We start from the raw sequence: 20090 nt of genomic DNA on the forward strand, positions 1-20090 counted from the left end.
TTCGACTAAAGCTCTTCCCTCCATTAAACTGCAATTTTTCTATTTTCGTACATCTCCTGAATGGCTTCTTCACTTTTACCTTCGTCAAACTCATTTTCACTTTTAGATACCACGATCGTTGCAATTCCGTTTCCGATTAAGTTTACAATGGCACGCGCTTCACTCATGAAACGGTCAACTCCTAATAGAAGTGCCAACCCTTCAACAGGAATGACTTGCATAGCCGTTAGCGTAGATGCAAGGACGATGAACCCACCACCTGTAACTGCGGCTGCACCTTTAGACGTTAGCATCAATACAGCGATAATGGTTAATTGCTGGGTTAGACTGAGATCGATGCCAAATACTTGAGCTAAAAATACGACTGCCATCGAGAGGTAGATGCTTGTTCCGTCTAAGTTGAAAGAATAACCGGTTGGTATAACAAGACCTACAACAGATTTCGAGCATCCGAACTTCTCCATCTTGTTCATCATTCGTGGCAGAACCGATTCTGAAGAACTTGTTCCGAGTACGATCAAGAGCTCTTCTTTTATAAATTTCAAATACTTCCACAAACTGAATCCATACATCTTACAAATCAGGTTCAACACGATAAAAACAAAGAAGAACATCGTCGTATACACCGCGATCATTAACTTACCGAGCGGTACGAGTGACTCTAGTCCATAGTTTCCTATTGTAAACGCCATCGCACCGAACGCTCCAAGTGGCGCAGCTTTCATGATATAACCGACGATCTTGAAAAAGACGTTCAGCAACTTTTCAAAGAATTCGATAATGATCTTTCCGCTGTTTCCGAGTGCCGTAAGTCCAACACCAAACAGAATGGAAAAGAATAGTACTTGCAGAATATCACCTTTAGCAAATGCATCAACCATGTTGCTCGGAACGATATGTGTAACGAATTCGATCCAATCGATCTTACCGCCTTCTTCAGACGTGTATTGTGACACATCACCTTTCTCAAGCTTATCAAAGTCTAAGCCCGCACCTGGTTTTAACACGTTAACAACGATCAATCCAATAACAAGTGCGAGCGTCGTAACAATTTCAAAGTAGATGAAAGCTTTCCCTCCAACTTTACCTACCTTTTTCATGTCACCCATTTTAGCGATGCCTAGTACGATCGTTAAGAAGATAATCGGTGCGATCACCATCTTCACAGCATTAATAAATGTATCTCCTACAGGTTTCATCTGTTTCCCAAAATCTGGCCAGAAGAGTCCCACTAGTACACCTACGGCGATAGCCGTTAAAACCTGAAACGTTAAGTTCTTAAATAACCTTTTCATTGTTCTTCTCCTTTCGAGTTTGAAAATGAATTTTTAGAAAGTTAAATTGTCTGGGGTCTGACCCGGGGTCAGACCCCAGACAATTTCCATACAATTTAACAAGCCAAAGAAAAACGCTACCATTTGTAAAAACAATGATAACGCTTTCAGTATTTTGTTAGAATATTAAGAACTTATTGGACGTTTTGGTCTTTTTGGTCTCCACCTATTTTTTAAGAAGGTACCGATTTACAGGTCGTCCTACAGTCCCGTACTGAATGTCCATTTGTATCGAGCCGTTCTTCACTAAAAAATCGAGATACCTTCGAGCTGTAACTCGTGCGATGCCAATTCCTTCCGCTACCTCTTCTGCGGACTTCGCTTCGGTTTGCGCTTTTATAAAGCTGCCGATCTGTTTTAACGTAAGCTCGTTCAATCCTTTAGGAAGTTCCATTGAGACAGGAACATCACGTATTTCAGAATAGAAGAGGTTATCCAGATCTTTCTGTGTAGCGGTTCCTAATGGAGACATAGTAGAATGATACGTTCTGTATTTCTTTAGTGCTTTTTCAATGCGCTCAAAATTAAACGGTTTGATAATATAATCGAACGCACCGTTCTGCATCATAGAACGAATGGTCTCTAAGTCATTTGCGGCAGTAATCATGATTACGTCTACCTGAATTTTTTCCGCTCGAATCTGCTGCAGCGTCTCAACACCATCCTGTTCTGGCATGTAGATATCAAGAACAACGAGGTCTGGCCTATGTTTTTTTATTAGCTTCAGCCCTTCTGATCCGTTTGATGCCGTTTCAATTACCTTAAATCGCTTTACCTTTTCTATAAACGCTTTGTTTATTTCTAAGACCATAGGATCATCTTCTATCAATAGAACCTTTATCTCACTCATCCTCTTCACCTCTACCATTCATCGGAAATACTATTACAATACTTGTTCCCTGGTTTTCTTCAGATGTTACTTCTATGTCTCCGTTACCTTTTTCTACAATCTGACGAATCAGGTACAACCCGATTCCAGACCCACTATTTCCTTTTGTCGTATATCCTCTTTCAAACATATGCTGCTGGACTTCCTGACTCATTCCGCATCCGTTGTCCTCGACCAAAATCGCACAAGCCTCGGAATCCTGGGCGATGGAAACATCAATCCTGCCCTCATGAACTCCTTTTAGAGCGTCATACGCGTTCTCTATCAGATTACCAATGATCGTTACAAAATCATGCTGATCGAGTTGATCTGGGAACGTTTTAAGTGAGCTCTCATTATCAATATCCACTTTTATTCCGAGTTCTTTTCCGCGTCCAACTTTGCTTAACAATAGACCTGCAAGACTCTCGTTCTTGATCCTTTGATTTAAAAACCGAGTGAGTGAACCTTTTTCTTCTGATATCTGAAAAACATACTGCATCGCTTTTTTCAAATTGCCTAACTGAAGAAGCCCTGCGATCGTATGAAGCTTGTTCATGTGCTCGTGGTTCTGAACTCGTAGTGCCTCTACAAATGCCTTAACACCTGTCAGTTCTTCCGCCATCTTTGCAACTTCTGTTCTATCCTGGAAAATGGCGACAGCTCCAACGATCTTGTTATTTACTTTTATCGGCACTCGGTTACTCATGATCACTTTTCCACTTACTCGAATTTCTTGATTATAAACAGGACGACTCAGTTCTATGATCTCTGGAAGACGCGTATCTGGTATTACTTCACGAATCTGTTTTCCAACAACGTCACCCCTGACTGAGAATATACTTTTTGCTTTTTCATTAAAGATCGTGATGAGTTCCTCTTTATCAATTGCGATTACACCTTCATGCATAGAGTGGAACGTTGCTGTTCTCTCTTCGAACATTCGGACGATCTCGTGTGGTTCTAAATAAAACATCTGCTGTTTAAGATGACGAGCTAATAGATAGGAACCGATCACACCGAACGAGAGAACCAATAATAGAATAAGAGTCATCTCATCTGTCAGGTCATGAAACACTTCGTAGTAACCTGGTATCACATGACCGACCACAACAACCCCGATCTGCTCTAGCTCATCATTTTTGATGGGAACAAATGCCCTTACAGCTGTACCCATCTCTCCCTTTGCTTTCGAGATAAACGTGTGGTCAGCAAAGGCTGCTCCTTCATCACTCCCTTTAGACACCGTACCAATCATGTCTTTAACAGGATGAGAATATCGGATATGATCCATGTCCATGACCACGACATAATCTGCTTCATTAATGACTCGTATCTTTTCAACGACTGGTTCTATCTCGTTCCAGCCTCTATTTATCTGAATGTATTTCTTCACTTCGGGAAGCTGTGCCACGGTGCGTGAAGTAATCATTGCCCGCTTACCAAGCTCTTCTTCCTGAATATCGAGGATCTTACCAATAATGACGACACCTCCGATTAGGATGGCATAGAGCACGATTCCAAACGTTAGGATCATGATTTTTGTTCGAATGGGTAATCGTTTCATCGTCATTTACTAGCAACCTCCTTTTCATTGTCACTATTGTATCATTTCAATTTCAATATGTTAGACTATTTAAAAAAGTAACGGATTTGGGGTAATTCATGGATGAAATCTTTCATTGGGATCGCACTGATACTGATAGCGGGTTTAGGAGTATCAATCTGGATTGGTTTTCATACAAAAATGGCCGAAGGAACACTTCCCTATGATGATGATCAAAAAGGCATACAGGACCAAGTTGTCATCAAGTTTAGTCACGTGGTTGCAGAGAATACTCCTAAAGGACTTGCTGCACAGCGTTTTGCAAAACGGATAAACGAGAAATCTAATGGTCAGATTAAAATTGAAGTGATTCCAAACGGTGGACTCTACTCCGATCAAGAAGAACTTGAAGCGCTGCAGCGTGGTGATGTGCAGATGATCGCACCTGCTACGACAAAGCTAAGCACATTTTCACCTAAATGGCAGGTTCTTGATCTTCCTTATACCATGCCTACTCGTGAAAGTATTATAAAGGCGTTAAACGGAGACATTGGGAACACGTTGCTTCAATCACTAGAAGAGAAAAACATGAAAGGCCTTACGTTATGGATCAATGGATTTAAACAGATTACAACAAACGACGGGCCAGTCGTTCACCCTGATGATCTAAAAGGGCAAAACCTGCGAATCATGCCTAGTTCTGTGCTTGAGAATCAATTTGATCAAGTTGGAGCTAAAGCAGTTGGATTGGATTTTAACGATACGTACCGATTATTGGAATCTGGAGAATTAAACGGTGAGGAGAACACGATCTCTAACATCTATTCTAAAAAATTCTTTGATGTGCAAAGTCACCTTACGATAAGCAATCATGGATTTTTAGGGTATGCTGTAATCATGAATGATGAGTTTTGGAGCAATCTTACGAAGAAGCAGCAAAGAATCATAACTGAAGCTTTGGATGAAGCTACTAGCTGGAACCAAACTCAATCCTTCGCGATGAACGAGGAACAGCTTGCATTAATCGAGAAAAATTCTTCAATCGATATTCATTATCTGACAGAGGAAGAAAAAAGAGAGTGGGCAAAGGGTTGGGAGCCCGTGTACCGAGCGTTTAAAAGTGAGATTGGAGACGACCTTCTTTCCAAGATGATTCAATTAAGAAATTCCTATAAAGATTTTTAGAGAACAAATTCAGGTGCTGATTCTTTAAAAATCAGCACCCCTTTTTATTCCATTCATCCACACACGTTTGGCAAATACACGTTTCACGATCGGAAGCTGCACATTCAAGAAGTTGAGCTGGAATCTGAACGTTCATACACCAACACGATTCTGGGTTCTTTCCGTTTGAAATTGCACAGACATTATCTCCCTTACATAAAGGGCATTCAGACATGGTCTTTCACCTTTACCTGCATCTCTTTTCCCCATTCTGCCAAGGATTTTAACGATGGGATTAAAGCCTCTCCTGCCTCCGTTAGTGAATATTCCACCCTAGGAGGTATCTCCATGAATTGCGTTCGCACCACTAGTCCTTGTTTTTCCATCTCTTTTAAAGACTGAGATAAAACCATGTTTGTGATTCCATCCACCTGACGCTTCAGTTCGTTATACCGTATCGTCTCATTCTTCCACAATGCCCATATGATCGGAAGTCTCCATTTACTCCCGATTAGTGTTAGAGCAAATGTTAACGGGCAATCCTCTTTTCTCTTATAACCTTCATCACTCATGTTAAGGCTCCTTTAATCAGTTTTTACTGACTTAGTAAGAAATTACTGCATACTTGTTTTCGTCTTTCTTTGTAATAAAATTATAGCGTAAGTACTACGTTTGGGAGTGATTAAAATGGAGTTACACTACGAGATTGTTCCTGATTATAAAATGGAGGTTTGCCGGAATCTCTGCAATGAACTTATGACGTATCAAAAAGCAAAAGCCACCATAAGCCCTGAATTATTTGACACTATGAACTTTGAAACACGCTTGTTTCCATCTGTACATAAAGCCATGCATAACTATATCGTTGTAGTTAAAGATAAAAATAAACTCGTGGGATACGTGTATGCAAACATCTCTCCTAAAAAAGTGTACCGCAATGATTTCGCCACCTTCTTTGATATGAATTCTGTTCAGAGAAAAGCAGTCGGATGCCTTTCTCAGTTTTACATTAAGGATGAGTACAGACAATATGGGATTGGTTCTAAACTATTTAATATGTCTATGAACTGGCTCACTTCTTTTGATGAAGTGGATGATTATTTTATCTTTGTATCCAATGGGAATGATGGCGCACTTTCCTTTTATAAACGTAAAGGTTTCGCAATCAGTCATGAGATATTAGACGGTTTCATTACGGTGCTACACAGTAAGAAAGTAAGTGAAAATGAACATCTCACTAATTTTTAGGTCCATTTAACTGTTTTTCTACGTCTATTTAGTTCCTCCCTTTGTAGCTAGTTTTCTCGTTTTACAAATCTGTAAAATGAAATTAATAAAAGTATTGTAGAATAAAACCTGTTTCACCAACATTTTGAAATATGTGAAACAACTAGAAATTCAAGCTACAAGGGGTAAAAACTAAATGGATGGAGGCGTTGATGATGAAAAGGCATGAAAACAAAAAGTTTCTTTCACTTTTCTCAGTTGTAATTGCTTTAGTAGTAAGCACGTTAGCATTTATACCAGCTCTTCAAGCAGCTGGCGATGGATCGTGGACTAGTCCTTATTCAGTTTCTCAAAGTATCTCGAATCAGAACAATTCTGCAAAGACTGTTCAAGGTTATGTAGTAGGACAACCTACCGCAACAACTACCGTGGTAACAAGCAATTATCCAAACGATTATGCACTCGCTCTAGCAGACAGTCCTACTGAAACAAACACAGCTAACATGGTGTATGTTCAGATTCCAACTTCTTACCGATCACAGTTTGGTCTAAAAACAAACCCTACTTTAAAAGGTCAATCCATTAAAGTAACGGGAAGTCTAGCAGCTTACTTCTCACATGCCGGCTTAAAAGATCCAACAGCTATGGAAAAAGCATCTGGTACAACACCAACAGATCCGCCGACAGATCCTACTGACCCACCAACATTTGATGAATCGTATTATGATCCTGCTCAAGGAAAAACGGGAGCAGCATTAAAAACAGCTCTTCACAATATTATTGATGATCATACTGAGCTCTCTTATGATGCCGTATGGAACGCACTTAAAGTAACCGATCAAGATCCAAACAACAGCAACAATGTTATCCTTTTATACACGGGCCGTTCACAGAGCAAATCAACGAACGGTGGGAATGTAAACGATTGGAACCGTGAGCACGTTTGGGCAAAATCACACGGTGATTTCGGAACAGCGATGGGTCCAGGAACGGATATCCACCACTTGCGCCCAACAGATGTGAGTGTAAACAGCTCTCGTGGAAACCTTGATTTTGATAACGGTGGCACACAGCATTCTGAAGCACTTGGAAACTATTATGACAGCGACTCATGGGAACCGCGCGATGCAGTAAAAGGTGATGTTGCCCGCATGCTGTTTTACATGGCTGTTCGTTATGAAGGTGACAGCGGTGAACCACAACTAGAATTGAACAACAACGTCAATAACGGAACGGCTCCATATCACGGTAAAATGTCTGTGTTGCTTCAGTGGCACTTAGAGGATCCGGTCGATAACTGGGAACGGAACCGAAACAACATCATTTATGAACAATTCCAGCATAACCGCAATCCATTCATCGACCACCCAGAATGGGCTGAGGAAATCTGGTAGGAAATTAGCTATGACGCCAATCCCTATATCGAAGGGCAGACTCCATTTTTAGAGTCTGCTCTTTGTTTAGTTATGTGATGGATGATGATGCATTGTTTACGTAGTTTTACGGTACGTGTTTTTATTTTAGTTACACGTTCACCGGTAAATGACGTGTTATCACCTAAGATTCATATGGATTAACCTCTAATGTCTTTACTTTCACCTGTAATGAACCTCGTTCCACCTGAAAATGCTTCGGTTTCACCTCATCGGCCGTTTTCCACATCAAAATCCTTCAATAAAAAATAAAACCAGCTTAAAGGGCAGAGTGTAACCCCTATAAACTAGTTTTACATGAATAATTCGTAATAGATGAGACAAATGCCGCACGCCGCCCACGAAACCATCGCAAACACGGTTACGATTATATTTTCTGACCAACCATATTTAATTCCGTAGTGATAATGAATTGGAGTGAATCGGAACAGCTTCTTTTTTGTTCGTTTAAAATAAGCGACTTGAATGATGACTGAAAGCTGTTCTGCAAGATAGATAATAAACAGAATTGGAATTAAGATCTCCACGTTCTCAATGATGGCAAGGAACGATAAGGTTCCTCCAATAGCGAGGGATCCCGTATCACCCATGAACGCTTTTGCCGGATACAGATTATAGATTAAGAATCCTAGAATTGTAGCGATCATGACTAAACAAAAGACTTTCACTTCCGTATACTCACTGATTACAAAGAAGAAGAAGTATGTAGGAATCGCAACCATACCTAGAAGTCCGTCCATTCCATCGGTAAAATTAATAGCATTCGCCGTCCCGACAATAAACAGTGTGATGATGATTAGGTAAATGATGTAAGGAAGTACAATGTTCAATGATTCCGTTACCCGGATGCTTGTATCAATGTCGAAAAGATCAATGCCGACATATAAGAGAACAATAGTGAACGCGAACTGAAATTTCAGTTTTGTTTTTCCTGATACCCCGCCAGGATCCTGTTTTGAAGCTTTCCAAAAATCATCTAGAAAACCAATAAAACTAAACAGTATAAACGTTGCTATTAGAAAGAGCATAATGGGACTTGTCGTGTAATAATAAAGCGCGACGAAAATCCCTACAAAAAATACACTTCCTAACATTAAGGGTGTCCCCTTTTTTTCCTGATGATCTTGAGGAAGTTCCACTCGAATGGGCTGTGTGAGCTTTAGTTTTTTAAATGTCAGTATCAACAGAGGGGCAAATATTACAGTTAACAAAAATGTGATAAAAGCAGGTGCTAGCTGTAACAACACAATTGTAATCTCCTCTCTTATTTCTCCTCTGTATCTATTCGAGAAAAGATGAAAAGTTCCTTTAAATTGTAGGGGGTCTGACCCGGGTCAGACCCCCTACAATTTCTCTACAATTTAACTAGTACAAAATGCTGTGGGACTTCCGAGTGATAGACACCTCAGCTAGGGATTGCTACTGTAAGTAAGTGTAAGAATATTCAGAATAAGGAGAATGACTTATGAGAGGAAAACGTGTTTTAGTATGTACCATGCTAAGTACAGCCATGTTGTTATCCAGTTTCACTCCTGCTATTTTTGCAGAAGGTTCCTCCAATCATAATAATCGAACACATCACGGTGACTGGAACCAGCCCTCTAAAGCATCACCTGTTCTACATCCTGGAACACCTGAAAGTGCCTCACTAAAGAGAGAACCACTAGAGCAAATCGGTCCGTTTATTGAAAGTGAGATTGAGAAACGAACCATGCCAGGCGGTGTCGTTCTCATCGCTAGAAGTGGAAGCATCGCAAAACATGATGCCTATGGCTATTCCGCTCGCTACATTGACGATCAGTTCACAGAAATGGATCAGCCTGTTGAGATGAAAAAAGACACGATTTTTGATATCGCCTCAATCTCCAAGCTCTTCACAACAACAGCTGCAATGAAGCTTTATGAACAAGGAAAATTCAATCTAGATGATCCTGTCGGAAAATATATTCCAGAGTTTAACGAAAACGGAAAAGAGAGCGTAACCATCCGGCAGATTATGACACATACTTCCGGATTTACTGCATGGATTCCTCTATACAGCATGGGAGCAAATCGCGAGGAACGGTTGCAGATTGCTTTAAAGTACGGGTTAAAAAATAAGCCTGGTACAACGTATACATACAGTGACCTAAATCTAATTACACTAGGTGTTTTAGTTGAAAGATTGTCAGGTCAACGTCTTGATGACTATGTAAAAAAGAACATCACTGAACCTCTCGGAATGAAAGATACGATGTACAACCCTTCTCCAGATCTTCGTAACCGCATCGCAGCAACAGAATATCAGCCAGCAATCGGACGCGGCATGGTTTGGGGCAGTGTGCATGACGAGAACGCATGGAGTTTAGATGGCGTAGCAGGACATGCCGGTGTCTTTTCAACCGCTAAAGACCTCGCCATCTTTGGACACATGATTTTACAGGACGGAAAGTATGGTAAAACACAGATTCTAAAGCCAGAAACGGTTAGCTTATTAACAGAAAATCAGCTCCCACAGTTTCCAACCAACTCTCACGGACTAGGCTGGGAATTAAATCAAGGTTGGTACATGGATGCTCTCAGTAATGAAGAAACACTCGGACACACTGGATATACCGGTACATCTATGGTTGTCTCGCCAAAGAATAAAACGATTGTACTTACCTTAACGAATCGTGTCCATCCTTCACGAGCGACGGTCTCAATGAATCCGATACGACGTAAGGTCGCACAACTAACAGCCGATGCAATTTCAGTTCCTTTTCATCACAGAGATAAAGGTTGGTTTTCAGGATATGGCGATAACCTGAAAAAAGGATTAACATTCGAAGTCGGTAAAAATCAGGATACTCTTCATTATAACAATTGGTTCAGTATTGAAGATGGAAGTGACAAAGGTTCGGTTCAAGTTTCAAGTGATAATAAAACGTGGACAACACTACCGAACACATATACCGGAAAAGAAGAAACATGGGATCGTGAAAAGGTAAAGCTCCCTGAAGGAACAAAGTTTGTTCGTTTCCTCTATGAAACTGATGCATCTGTTAACGGCAGAGGATGGTATGTAGATGATGTATACGGAAGTGATCAGAGAGGAAAGAAAAAACGATTAGCCGTTGTTCAAAACGATTGGATAGAACGTGGTTGGTAAAACACAGAAAGCAGATCCGCTGTAATTGGCGGAACTGCTTTTTTCTAAATTATTGTCGTTGCTCTTCTTGCAGTTGATATACACTATGAATGAATTCTTGAGTGAGTTTAAATTGTTCTTGATATTCAACAGGTAATTTTTCTATCTCGACGGGTCCTTTACTCGTATCAATTTCTGCCTTTGCTAGAATGGTTTCGTATGTCATGAGCGCATCAATAAATAATTTGTATTCATAGGATGAAAGCAATTCCTTGCTCGGAACATCACCGTTCAATTTATCAAAATAAGGTTGAAGTACAAAAGAATTTACTCTTATCTTTTCTTTTTCTTCTTTAGGCATCAGGTCATAATTAATATTACCAAATGGATCACCATACTTAAGTTTTGCATCAGTTAGTACACTTAATGATCCTCGAAACTTCTCATACTCTTCCTTATCCATTTCTCCTTTTGCTTCTGATAGCTTTGCATCAAAAGTCATGTAACCCTCTAACGTAGCTGAAGTCACATGTTTTTTTACGTTAGCAAAAGAACCGTATAGACCGTCTGCTAACAACGATTGATACGCAAATGCACTCGTTGGAATGATAATCAACGCAATAAGGAAAGCAGCAACATATCTTTTCATGCCCCTATTTCTTTTTTGTGTAAACTGACTCATAACCTTACTTTTTAACTCAGGTGGTGGACAAACATTCCTAGCCTCTTCATTCAGTGCCGTTTTCAACTCATTCACATGTGCCATTATATATTCTCCACCTTTCCAAAAAAAATATTTCCTAATTCTTCTTGTTTACGTAGTTTCTTGAGTGCTGTATGAACTCTAGATTTAACTGTTCCAACTGGAATTTTCAAAATGGCCGCTACCTCTTCTTGTGAATGTTCATTAAGATAGCGCAAGATAATGACTTGTCTCAATTTAAAAGGAAGTTGCTCTACTAGTTGAACGAGTTGTTTGTTTAAGAGGCCCTCAACGACTTGCGGAGAAAAATCTCCCTCAATCTCAGAAGGTTGTTGAGACATCTTTTGGTAGTTTCTAAAACTGATCCACCGCCTTCTTCTATAAGCAGAAATTTGTTTGATCGCAATCCCTTTCAACCATGGCTGAAATGGTTTATCATTGTTGAAACGGTGTAAATTTCTTAGTACTTCCACATAAATTTCTTGAACGACATCATCAACATCTGATTTATCGTCTAGTAAAAAATGAACCGTTTGATATACATCTTTCACTGTTTCTTCATATAATTCTCCATAAGCATGTTTACTTCCAGATCGCGTACGTCGTATAAGTTCTTCAAACTCTGTTTTTGTATCCACTCTCACCTCTCCTTTACCTTTCACTATCTATTGGTAAGAACATTCCATTTCGTTCATTTTTTCTCAAAATAAAAAGTAGTTCTGCAATATGTCAGAACTACTTGGACAGTTATTCTTAAATTTATATGTTTATAAAAGGGCTGTCACACTAGGATTTCTTAAAAGATCTCGTAAATCCTTTGGAAAAAGAAGCTTACGATTTTCCATAATATCATCTAAGTCTATCCATTTCGCAACCGTCTTTTGCTGTCCCTCTGTTACAACAAAATCTTTTGCCAGATATAAATCTGAATCTACGAATTCCAATAAGTAAATCTGTGAAATCTCGTGCCCCATCTTTTTATCGACAACAAAAATATTTTCTAAACATGCCAGGTAACGCTTCACCTTAATGGCTGCGCCTAACTCTTCGTAAAATTCACGAACGATCGTTTGCTCTGATTTCTCTCCAAATTCTATCGTACCACCAATAGGTCGGTAATAAGTCCCCGTTCCTTCCGAATGGTTCCCTTCCCGTTCTTCTAACAAAATTCGGCCATCACTTAAAAGAATACCTAGTGTATTAACTCTTAGACTCATACAACAATCCGCTCAGGGCGTGTATACACATTCATAGAATCTCCTCTTACAAAACCAACCGTCGTGATTCCGAGTTCTTCGGCTGATTGCAGAGCAAATTCTGTTGGTGCTGATTTTGAGAGGACGATCTCACAGCCGATCTTGGCCACTTTTAACAAGATCTCAGAAGAAATCCGACCACTGAACACAAGAATCTTATTTCCTATGAAAATATCATTCTTCAAGCAGTATCCGTAGATTTTATCCAGTGCATTGTGACGTCCGATGTCCATTCGGCTCAGCACAATTCCATTCACATCACAAAGTGCTGCGTTATGCACACCGCCTGTTTCTTGGAAAACCCCTGCCCCCTTCTGCATCTCTCGCATCAATCGAAAGCAGTCTTCAGGCTTAATTTTCACTCTAACTTCATTCATCGTTTTCGCTGTTCGTGCGTCATTAGCAAAAACAAAGCCTTGCCTGCTCATGCCACAGCATGATGTTATGTATCTTTTATTCTGCAGATTTTGATACACAGGGTTCAAGCCATCTGTTGTCACGTGTACAAAGCCACCGTCTTCCTGCACCCATAGGTCTTTAATATCTTTATAGTTTCTGATAATTCCTTCAGAGGCGAGATAGCCTACGACCATATCTTCAATGTACTCAGGGCTGCATACCATCGTAACAAATTCTTCCCCATTGATCTTGATCGTTACAGGAAGCTCGGTTACGATAGTGTCTTCTAAGTTCACTGCATGTCCGTTCTTAATCTGCAGAATGCTGCGCTTAGTCACAATCGGTTTCATAAGACAATCACCCCTTCGCTACGCGATCGGTTTATCAAAAACAAATACAGACACCGCCATATCTTCATCCACTTTAAAATCTGAGAACAGATGAACGAATTTTGCACCGGTCACATCTTCTAATCCATCGGGTGGAGCTGTTGCGTAAACGTCCTGAATCAACCGAGTCCTTGCAGCATGCACCATCTCCTTGCCTTCAGCCGTTCGAGCAATGAATTTTTCAGTTGGTGTTAAATTTCCGTACATAGTTGAGATCGCCATGTTTTCCACAAAGACCGTATGAATTTTCTCAGGTCCTTTTCCTAATAAGTTCTTACGGAGTTTACGAATAATATCATTAAAGTCATGTACTTTCTTCGTCATTCGAACATCACCACTATTTCTCCATTTTTTACTAATCATACATGATGTACTTACTTTTCGCACGTGATAAAAATGAAAAGCTAGAATACAAGTCTTGTTGTTTCTTGATCATGTAAACGCTATAATAAAGGAGAAAAGTTGGTAGAGAAAATCGTTCACACTGTTTTTTCTTCCATCTCTAAATTACATAATGCTCCCTCTTTTATTCCAAATAAAAGAGATCCAATGCTGGATTGGCCTAATGGTATGACCTGCTATTACACTATTCCACCATGAACTCACATTTTCTGTACGTCTATAGAATTTGTGCTTTCGTGGTGGATTTTTTTGTACGATCAGTAAGTTTACGATGCTTAAGTATCAAAAGAAAGGAAGAATACAAATGGATAAGTTGATTCAACTCTCAATTGACGGAAACAAATACGAAGCTCCTTCTGGCACTTCCATTCTCGATATTATAAATAAAAACGAACTATCTCACCCTCAAATTTGTTATACCCCACAAGTTGATCCGATCGAAACGTGTGATACTTGTATCGTGGAGGTTGATGGCAAGCTGATGCGTTCATGCTCAACGATGGCACTCGACGGTATGACGATCGAGCGCTCTTCTAAACGAGCAAAGGATGCTCAGAACGAGGCGATGGATCGCTTACTCGAAAACCATCTTCTCTATTGCACGGTTTGTGATAACAACAACGGCAACTGTAAGCTGCATAACACCGCTGAACTGATGGAGATCGAACACCAATCGGTTCCATATTCGCCAAAAGAAGAAATGGTGGATCTTGATATGTCTCACCCGTTTTATCGATATGATGCCAACCAGTGCATCACATGTGGTCAGTGTGTAGAGGTGTGTCAAAACCTGCAGGTGAACGAGACGCTTTCGATCGACTGGGAACGAGAACGTCCACGCGTGATTTGGGATGCCGGATCAAGTATCGACGATTCCTCATGTGTCAGCTGTGGACAATGTGTGACCGTCTGTCCGTGTAACGCTCTCATGGAAAAATCAATGCTTGGTGAAGCGGGCTTCATGACAGGATTGAAAGAAGATCTACTTGAGCCGATGGTCGAACTTGTAAAAGAAGTTGAGCCTGGCTATAGTGGTATTTTTGCCATTTCTGAAGTGGAAGCCGCTATGCGTGAAACACGTACGAAAAAGACAAAAACGGTTTGCACGTTCTGTGGTGTTGGCTGTTCGTTCGAAGTTTGGACGAAAGACAGAAAGATTTTAAAAGTAGAACCGAGTGAAGGTCCTGTGAACGCGATCTCCACATGTGTCAAAGGAAAGTTCGGCTGGGATTTTGTAAATAGCGAAGAACGCCTTACTACACCACTCATTCGTAAAGACGGCGCTTTTGTAGAATCCACTTGGGACGAAGCACTTACACTGATTGCTGATAAGATGAGTGCGATAAAAGAAAAACACGGCAGCAACGCACTTGGCTTTGTTTCGTCATCCAAAATTACAAATGAAGAGAACTACTTGATGCAAAAGTTCGCGCGTCAGATCATCGGAACGAACAACGTTGACAACTGCTCTCGTTATTGTCAGTCCCCTGCAACCGACGGATTGTTCCGTACAGTCGGTATGGGTGGTGACGCAGGTACGATTCAAGATATTGCGCAAGCTGGCCTTGTCATTGTTGTTGGTGCGAATCCGACAGAAGGACATCCCGTTCTTGCCACACGTGTAAAGCGTGCGCATAAACTGCACGGACAAAAATTAATCGTAGCGGACCTTCGTAAACATGAACTCGCTGAACGCTCAGATATTTTCATGAGTCCGAAGCAAGGCACAGACCAAGTTTGGCTCATGGCCGTCACGAAGTACATGATCGATCAAGGCTGGCACGATCAGACATTTATTGATGAGAACGTGCATTATTTTGAAGACTTTAAAGAAGTACTTGAAAAGTATACGCTTGAATATGCAGAAGAAATTACGGGTCTTACACAAGAAACAATCATTGATGTGGCGAAAATGATTCGTGACGCTGACGGCACATGCATTCTTTGGGGAATGGGTGTAACGCAAAACACAGGTGGAAGTGACACTTCTGCTGCAATCTCAAACTTGCTGTTGGCAACCGGCAATTATCGTCGTCCTGGTGCTGGTGCTTACCCGCTTCGTGGCCATAACAACGTTCAAGGTGCTTGCGATATGGGTACGTTACCAGCTTGGCTTCCAGGGTATCAGCATATTACAGATGACCTCGCCCGAGCGAAGTTTGAAAAAGCATACGGCGTAACGATTGATAGCAAACCTGGTAAAGACAACATCCAGATGGTCGAAGGCATCGGAACGGGCGAGATCAAATCCATGTATTTAGTTGGTGAAGACATGGCGCTCGTTGATTCAAACTCCAACCATGTTCATGAGATGCTCAGTCAGCTTGAATTCTTTGTTGTCCAAGATATCTTTTTAACGAAAACCGCACAATACGCAGATGTCGTTCTACCTGCAGCTCCTTCTCTAGAAAAAGAAGGAACCTTTACGAATACCGAACGCCGTGTGCAGCGTTTGTATCAAGCATTGCCAACAACAGGAGGGTCGCGACCGGACTGGGAGATCATCCAAGCCATCGCCATTCGAATGGGTGCTGATTGGAACTACAGTCATCCGAGTGAAATTTTTGAAGAGATGGCGGGACTTGCTCCCCTGTTTGGAGAAGCAAACTATGATGTGCTAAAAGGGTGGGGCAGTTTCCTTTGGGGTGACTTTAGCGGGAAGAATACACCACTTCTTTACACAGATGGCTTTAATTTTCCTGATAAAAAAGCACGCTTTGCATTATCTGACTGGATGCATCCAGCTGAGTTTCCTGAAGAGTTCGACCTTCATATCAACAACGGGCGCATGCTCGAACATTTCCATGAAGGCAATCTGACGAATAAATCAAAAGGCATTCAGCATAAAGTTCCAGATGTTTTCGTTGAAGTATCACCTAGTCTTGCAGAAGAACGTGGTGTGATCGATGGATCTGTTGTACGGTTGATCTCGCCGTTTGGAGCCGTGAAGTTGAATGCACTCGTTACAGACCGTGTGAAAAACAATGAGCTTTATCTTCCGATGAACTCCGTGAACAACGAGACGGCGATCAACTTTTTAACCGGTCCAGCTGTTGATCATCGTACACATACACCAGCTTATAAACAGACGAAAGTACGAATGGAGATCATCAGCCGTGAAGGTGAAGTTAAGCTTCCGGGCAACAATCCAAGAAATAAAAAACGCTATCCGCAAAACGGTGTTGAAGTTCAGCGTAAATGGAACCGTCCGGGCTATGTTCACTTGACGGATGAAGTGTAAGGGGGCGGAATTAATATGGCACAGCCAACTACGGTTATCAAAAAGAACATAAAAACCGAAGAGCAGATTCAGCAAGAGAAGCTCACTGAACTTCAAAAAGCATTAGCTGAAAAAGAAGTAGCCTTGTCGAGAGCACTCGATGTGATTGGTGAGCTCGATAAGATTGGGGCTCTGGAAGCTGCAAACTCCATGCTTGTCGCAAAAGATAAAATCGCAAGCATCGCACTCGGTCAAGCAACGCGGGAACCTGTTACGAACATGATCAACAACTTGATGGGTGCAGCAGGTTTACTGACCAAGATGGATCCAGAGGTTACGGCTAAGTTGCTCGATAGTGTTGTTTCTGGCTTGAAGCAAGGGGAAGAGTTTGTGGAGAGCGATAAGAAGGTCGGCGCGTTCGATCTTGTAAAGTCTCTGAAGGACCCTGACATTAATCGAGCGATCGGATTTGGTCTTCACTTTTTGAAGGGTATGGGTCAGGAATTGAAGAAATGATGATAAGGTGAGGTGACGCTTTGGTGGCGTCACCTTTTTGTGTTTCATCGGTAAGTGGATTTGTCGAATGGACAGTATTATTGTGAAAGTGGACAGTAAATGTTCAAAAGTAGACAGTAAACCTTAAAAACTGGACAGTATTTTTTATAAAGTGGACAGTATTTCATGAAAACCCGACAGTAACCTTCGTATCAGAATGTCAGCAACCTTATCAACCGCTCTTTACCAACAGAATGGATCAATAATGGAATTCGGGGTCCGCTGTTGCTGTTTAATATCAGTTGATATATGATGCTAAATAATCTTTTTTGGTTACTTTTCTTTAGTTTGGGATCATCTACATGACATATATCGTAAACGCTTCTCATCAGCTCTTCATCACCCTGAAAATCGGCCTCAGACCTTAATAACTGCACAAAACCCTCAATCCATTTTTTCTCCAGATCCTGAAGTATCCCGAAATGTTCTCGATTTTTTTCTTCATTAACCTTAAGCACTTTCTCTGAACACCAATTTTTCAACCAATATTCAGCTCTCTCGCACACTCCAGCTACCTCTTTCAGCGTATACGCCTCCCCTGTTCTCTCCAATACTTCTTGAACGAGTGAGACCTCAAAATTCACAAGCGGCAATATACTCGCCACATGGCTGAATTTAGGTACACGCCTTATACCAGATGTTACTGAAGAAAGTTCCAAAGCTGCTGAAATCTCTTCTTTCAAATGACCTTGCTCTGCATGGCTAAACCTTTCATACTCTGTGTAGTTCCTAATAACGTCATCATCGAACCCAATATGAAAAGGAGCATTCGGCAGATATTTTGCAAACATGAAAAGGATAACTTCTGGTGTATAGATCTTCAACAACTCTCCGGGTGTAATATTGTTTCCTGAAGAACTCGACATCTTCTCACCAGATCCTTTAATACTAATAAAATCATACGGTTCATACTCTGGTGCTTGAAAGTTATAGATGTTTGATGCGATCTCCTTGGAAACATTAAAACTTCCAGTCACAGAAGAATGGTCTCTTCCACCTGGTTCGAACACCACATCTTCTGCCTTCCATCTCATCGGCCAATCCACTTTCCAATTCAATTTAATGTTTGTCGCTAGTGCTACCTCGATAGAGTTTGAATGACCACATGAACAAGTGTAGCTTAATCTTTCAGCTTGAAATTTGTGAATGTGTACTGTATCTTTCCTGCAAACTTCACAATACACATTAACTGGATAAAATCGCTCTCGCTCTTCCATACTGTGTTCACTAGTTTTGAAATTCATTAGGATATCATAAATCTGTTTGCGATTTTTAAGAGCATGAACGATCTGAGTTTGATACCTTCTTGCCCCATACTCCTTGCTTTGATAGATGAAATCAGGAACAATCCCAAACTCTCTCAATGACTGTTCAAACTCTTTTTCAAAATGCTCAGCGTAGGATCTGTGGCACCCAAAAGGACATGGAATCTCTGAGTATGGCATTCCAATATATTGCTCAAATGTAGGATCAATGTTTTTAGGTACCTTACGAAAACGATCAAAATCATCCCATGAAAAGATAAAACGCGTTTTCTTCCCTAGCTGTTGCAATGCCCTTACAACAAAGTATGTGGTAACCACCTCTCGGAAATTTCCGATATGAACCGAGCCCGATGGACTGATGCCTGACGCACAAACATACGTCTCACGATCTGGGTGCTTTCTTATTAATTCTTCTGCTATACGAAATGCCCAATGCATGTTTAAATCACTCCTCAATATTTATGAAAGAAAAACAAAAAAGCCCTCACCCCCAAGATTATTCATCTTGAGGACGAGAGCTTATTAGCAATCGCGGTACCACCTCAGTTTGTTCATATGTCACCATATCAACCTCTTCAGGTACGGCAATGAAAAAGAATCACTTGCGTATACCCTATCTCTGTAACGGGAGATCCCGTTGTAGTATCAGCAAAGATATCTTTGCATCCGTACAAAGCTCAGAGTCTTTTTTTCGTTAAGGTATTATTGCTCTTTCCCACCACTCAAGAGCTCTCTGGAAATAATGTTACTTAACTACTTTTCTCTTCATAGCCATAAATTGTTAAATTCTTATTAGTATAATCAGTTTTGTGGAAGTTGTCAAAACTTTTTTATAGCAAACAATAACCTCCAATCTTGTTGATTGGAGGTTACCATAAAACACATTCTTAATGGTTCTCAATGAACCTTAAAAAATAGTCACATAATTCATAAAAGAGAATTCCTGCAATTGTATAGAGAAATGCATATCCTAAAAGATAAATTCTTTTTACAAACCAATTATGATGATCTACCCTTTTCCCAGCCCAGTAGGCAATACCAATAAAACTTGCTGTGAAACCATTAATAACGCTGACAAAAATATTCTTGTTTGGGTTTGGTATTATGCTCCATTCATACCATTCAATCATTGTATGACCAGCTAAGAAGATGGCTAGAAAATACCCACCCTGTGTAGTAAGTACAAATATCATCGCTAATCTAATTAATTCAGTCATTAT

19 protein-coding genes and 1 other annotated feature are annotated in these 20090 nt (G+C 40.6%); of the genes, 6 read left to right on the top strand and 13 right to left on the bottom strand.

Annotated elements, in window-relative coordinates; translation table 11 throughout:
* Window positions 1-23: 23 nt before the first annotated feature.
* From dctP to FS458_RS15170, 3 genes are all read right to left on the bottom strand, one after another.
* The gene (gene dctP / locus FS458_RS15160; protein WP_144702023.1) at window positions 24-1295 is read right to left on the bottom strand and encodes a C4-dicarboxylate transporter DctP; all 1272 of its coding nucleotides are present in this window, start codon (window positions 1293-1295) and stop codon (window positions 24-26) included.
* 205 nt (window positions 1296-1500) lie between these two features.
* Window positions 1501-2184 carry a response regulator gene (locus FS458_RS15165; protein ID WP_186320576.1) on the bottom strand — a complete coding sequence of 228 codons (684 nt, stop codon included), beginning with the start codon at window positions 2182-2184 and terminating at the stop codon, window positions 1501-1503.
* Window positions 2177-3775, bottom strand: a complete 1599-nt coding sequence (locus FS458_RS15170; protein ID WP_144702029.1) for an ATP-binding protein — start codon at window positions 3773-3775, stop codon at window positions 2177-2179. Before FS458_RS15170 ends, FS458_RS15165 begins: the two co-directional genes overlap by 8 nt.
* Before the next feature lie 96 nt (window positions 3776-3871).
* Here FS458_RS15170 and FS458_RS15175 point away from each other — a divergent pair, with 96 nt between their 5' ends.
* Complete coding sequence (locus tag FS458_RS15175; protein WP_144702032.1) at window positions 3872-4933, top strand: DctP family TRAP transporter solute-binding subunit; 1062 nt, start codon at window positions 3872-3874, stop codon at window positions 4931-4933.
* Window positions 4934-4964: 31 nt separating this feature from the next.
* Here the strand turns inward: FS458_RS15175 and FS458_RS21300 are convergent, their stop codons facing one another.
* A complete protein-coding gene (locus tag FS458_RS21300) occupies window positions 4965-5147 on the bottom strand; it encodes a cysteine-rich CWC family protein (RefSeq protein ID WP_144702035.1) in 183 nt (60 codons plus the stop codon).
* Window positions 5140-5484: a winged helix-turn-helix transcriptional regulator gene (locus FS458_RS15185; RefSeq protein WP_144702038.1), complete on the bottom strand. Its 345-nt coding sequence runs from the start codon at window positions 5482-5484 to the stop codon at window positions 5140-5142. The genes FS458_RS21300 and FS458_RS15185 overlap by 8 nt, the downstream gene beginning before the upstream one ends.
* Window positions 5485-5599: 115 nt before the next feature.
* Here FS458_RS15185 and FS458_RS15190 point away from each other — a divergent pair, with 115 nt between their 5' ends.
* Entirely contained in the window at window positions 5600-6160 is a 561-nt protein-coding gene (locus FS458_RS15190) for a GNAT family N-acetyltransferase (RefSeq protein WP_144702041.1), read from the top strand.
* 194 nt (window positions 6161-6354) lie between these two features.
* Complete coding sequence (locus FS458_RS15195) at window positions 6355-7533, top strand: endonuclease (protein ID WP_144703688.1); 1179 nt, start codon at window positions 6355-6357, stop codon at window positions 7531-7533.
* Window positions 7534-7865: 332 nt separating this feature from the next.
* Here FS458_RS15195 and mraY read toward each other — a convergent pair whose 3' ends face one another.
* Window positions 7866-8819 (bottom strand): phospho-N-acetylmuramoyl-pentapeptide-transferase, encoded by a 954-nt coding sequence (mraY, locus tag FS458_RS15200; RefSeq protein WP_144702044.1) that lies wholly within the window; start codon window positions 8817-8819, stop codon window positions 7866-7868.
* Window positions 8820-9037: 218 nt separating this feature from the next.
* Between mraY and FS458_RS15205 the strand changes: the two genes are divergently transcribed.
* On the top strand, window positions 9038-10702 hold the full coding sequence (locus tag FS458_RS15205) for a serine hydrolase domain-containing protein (RefSeq protein ID WP_144702047.1): 1665 nt from the start codon (window positions 9038-9040) through the stop codon (window positions 10700-10702).
* A 49-nt stretch (window positions 10703-10751) separates the two neighbouring features.
* Here FS458_RS15205 and FS458_RS15210 read toward each other — a convergent pair whose 3' ends face one another.
* From FS458_RS15210 to FS458_RS15230, 5 genes are all read right to left on the bottom strand, one after another.
* Complete coding sequence (locus FS458_RS15210) at window positions 10752-11447, bottom strand: DUF3600 domain-containing protein (RefSeq protein ID WP_144702050.1); 696 nt, start codon at window positions 11445-11447, stop codon at window positions 10752-10754.
* The gene (locus tag FS458_RS15215; protein ID WP_144702053.1) at window positions 11447-12022 is read right to left on the bottom strand and encodes a sigma-70 family RNA polymerase sigma factor; all 576 of its coding nucleotides are present in this window, start codon (window positions 12020-12022) and stop codon (window positions 11447-11449) included. The genes FS458_RS15210 and FS458_RS15215 overlap by 1 nt, the downstream gene beginning before the upstream one ends.
* A 129-nt stretch (window positions 12023-12151) precedes the next feature.
* Window positions 12152-12601 carry an NUDIX hydrolase gene (locus tag FS458_RS15220; RefSeq protein ID WP_144702056.1) on the bottom strand — a complete coding sequence of 150 codons (450 nt, stop codon included), beginning with the start codon at window positions 12599-12601 and terminating at the stop codon, window positions 12152-12154.
* Window positions 12598-13389 carry a formate dehydrogenase accessory sulfurtransferase FdhD gene (fdhD, locus tag FS458_RS15225; protein ID WP_144702059.1) on the bottom strand — a complete coding sequence of 264 codons (792 nt, stop codon included), beginning with the start codon at window positions 13387-13389 and terminating at the stop codon, window positions 12598-12600. Before fdhD ends, FS458_RS15220 begins: the two co-directional genes overlap by 4 nt.
* Before the next feature lie 18 nt (window positions 13390-13407).
* Entirely contained in the window at window positions 13408-13752 is a 345-nt protein-coding gene (locus tag FS458_RS15230; RefSeq protein WP_137790251.1) for a DUF2294 domain-containing protein, read from the bottom strand.
* A 382-nt stretch (window positions 13753-14134) separates the two neighbouring features.
* Between FS458_RS15230 and fdhF the strand changes: the two genes are divergently transcribed.
* Both fdhF and FS458_RS15240 read left to right on the top strand, forming a co-directional pair.
* Complete coding sequence (fdhF, locus tag FS458_RS15235) at window positions 14135-17071, top strand: formate dehydrogenase subunit alpha (protein WP_144702062.1); 2937 nt, start codon at window positions 14135-14137, stop codon at window positions 17069-17071.
* Window positions 17072-17086: 15 nt separating this feature from the next.
* The gene (locus FS458_RS15240) at window positions 17087-17566 is read left to right on the top strand and encodes a DUF1641 domain-containing protein (protein ID WP_144702065.1); all 480 of its coding nucleotides are present in this window, start codon (window positions 17087-17089) and stop codon (window positions 17564-17566) included.
* 191 nt (window positions 17567-17757) lie between these two features.
* On the opposite strand, the gene lysS is transcribed toward FS458_RS15240, so the two are convergent.
* Together lysS and FS458_RS15250 are read right to left on the bottom strand one after the other, a co-directional pair.
* Window positions 17758-19308 (bottom strand): lysine--tRNA ligase, encoded by a 1551-nt coding sequence (gene lysS / locus FS458_RS15245; RefSeq protein ID WP_144702068.1) that lies wholly within the window; start codon window positions 19306-19308, stop codon window positions 17758-17760.
* Between the two features lie 66 nt (window positions 19309-19374).
* Window positions 19375-19648, bottom strand: a binding site (T-box leader).
* A gap of 109 nt (window positions 19649-19757) precedes the next feature.
* Window positions 19758-20087: a hypothetical protein gene (locus FS458_RS15250; protein ID WP_144702071.1), complete on the bottom strand. Its 330-nt coding sequence runs from the start codon at window positions 20085-20087 to the stop codon at window positions 19758-19760.
* Between the last annotated feature and the right edge of the window lie 3 nt (window positions 20088-20090).

This window comes from Fictibacillus phosphorivorans, from assembly GCF_007673525.1.
Taxonomy (GTDB): Bacteria; Bacillota; Bacilli; order Bacillales; family Fictibacillaceae; genus Fictibacillus; species Fictibacillus phosphorivorans_C.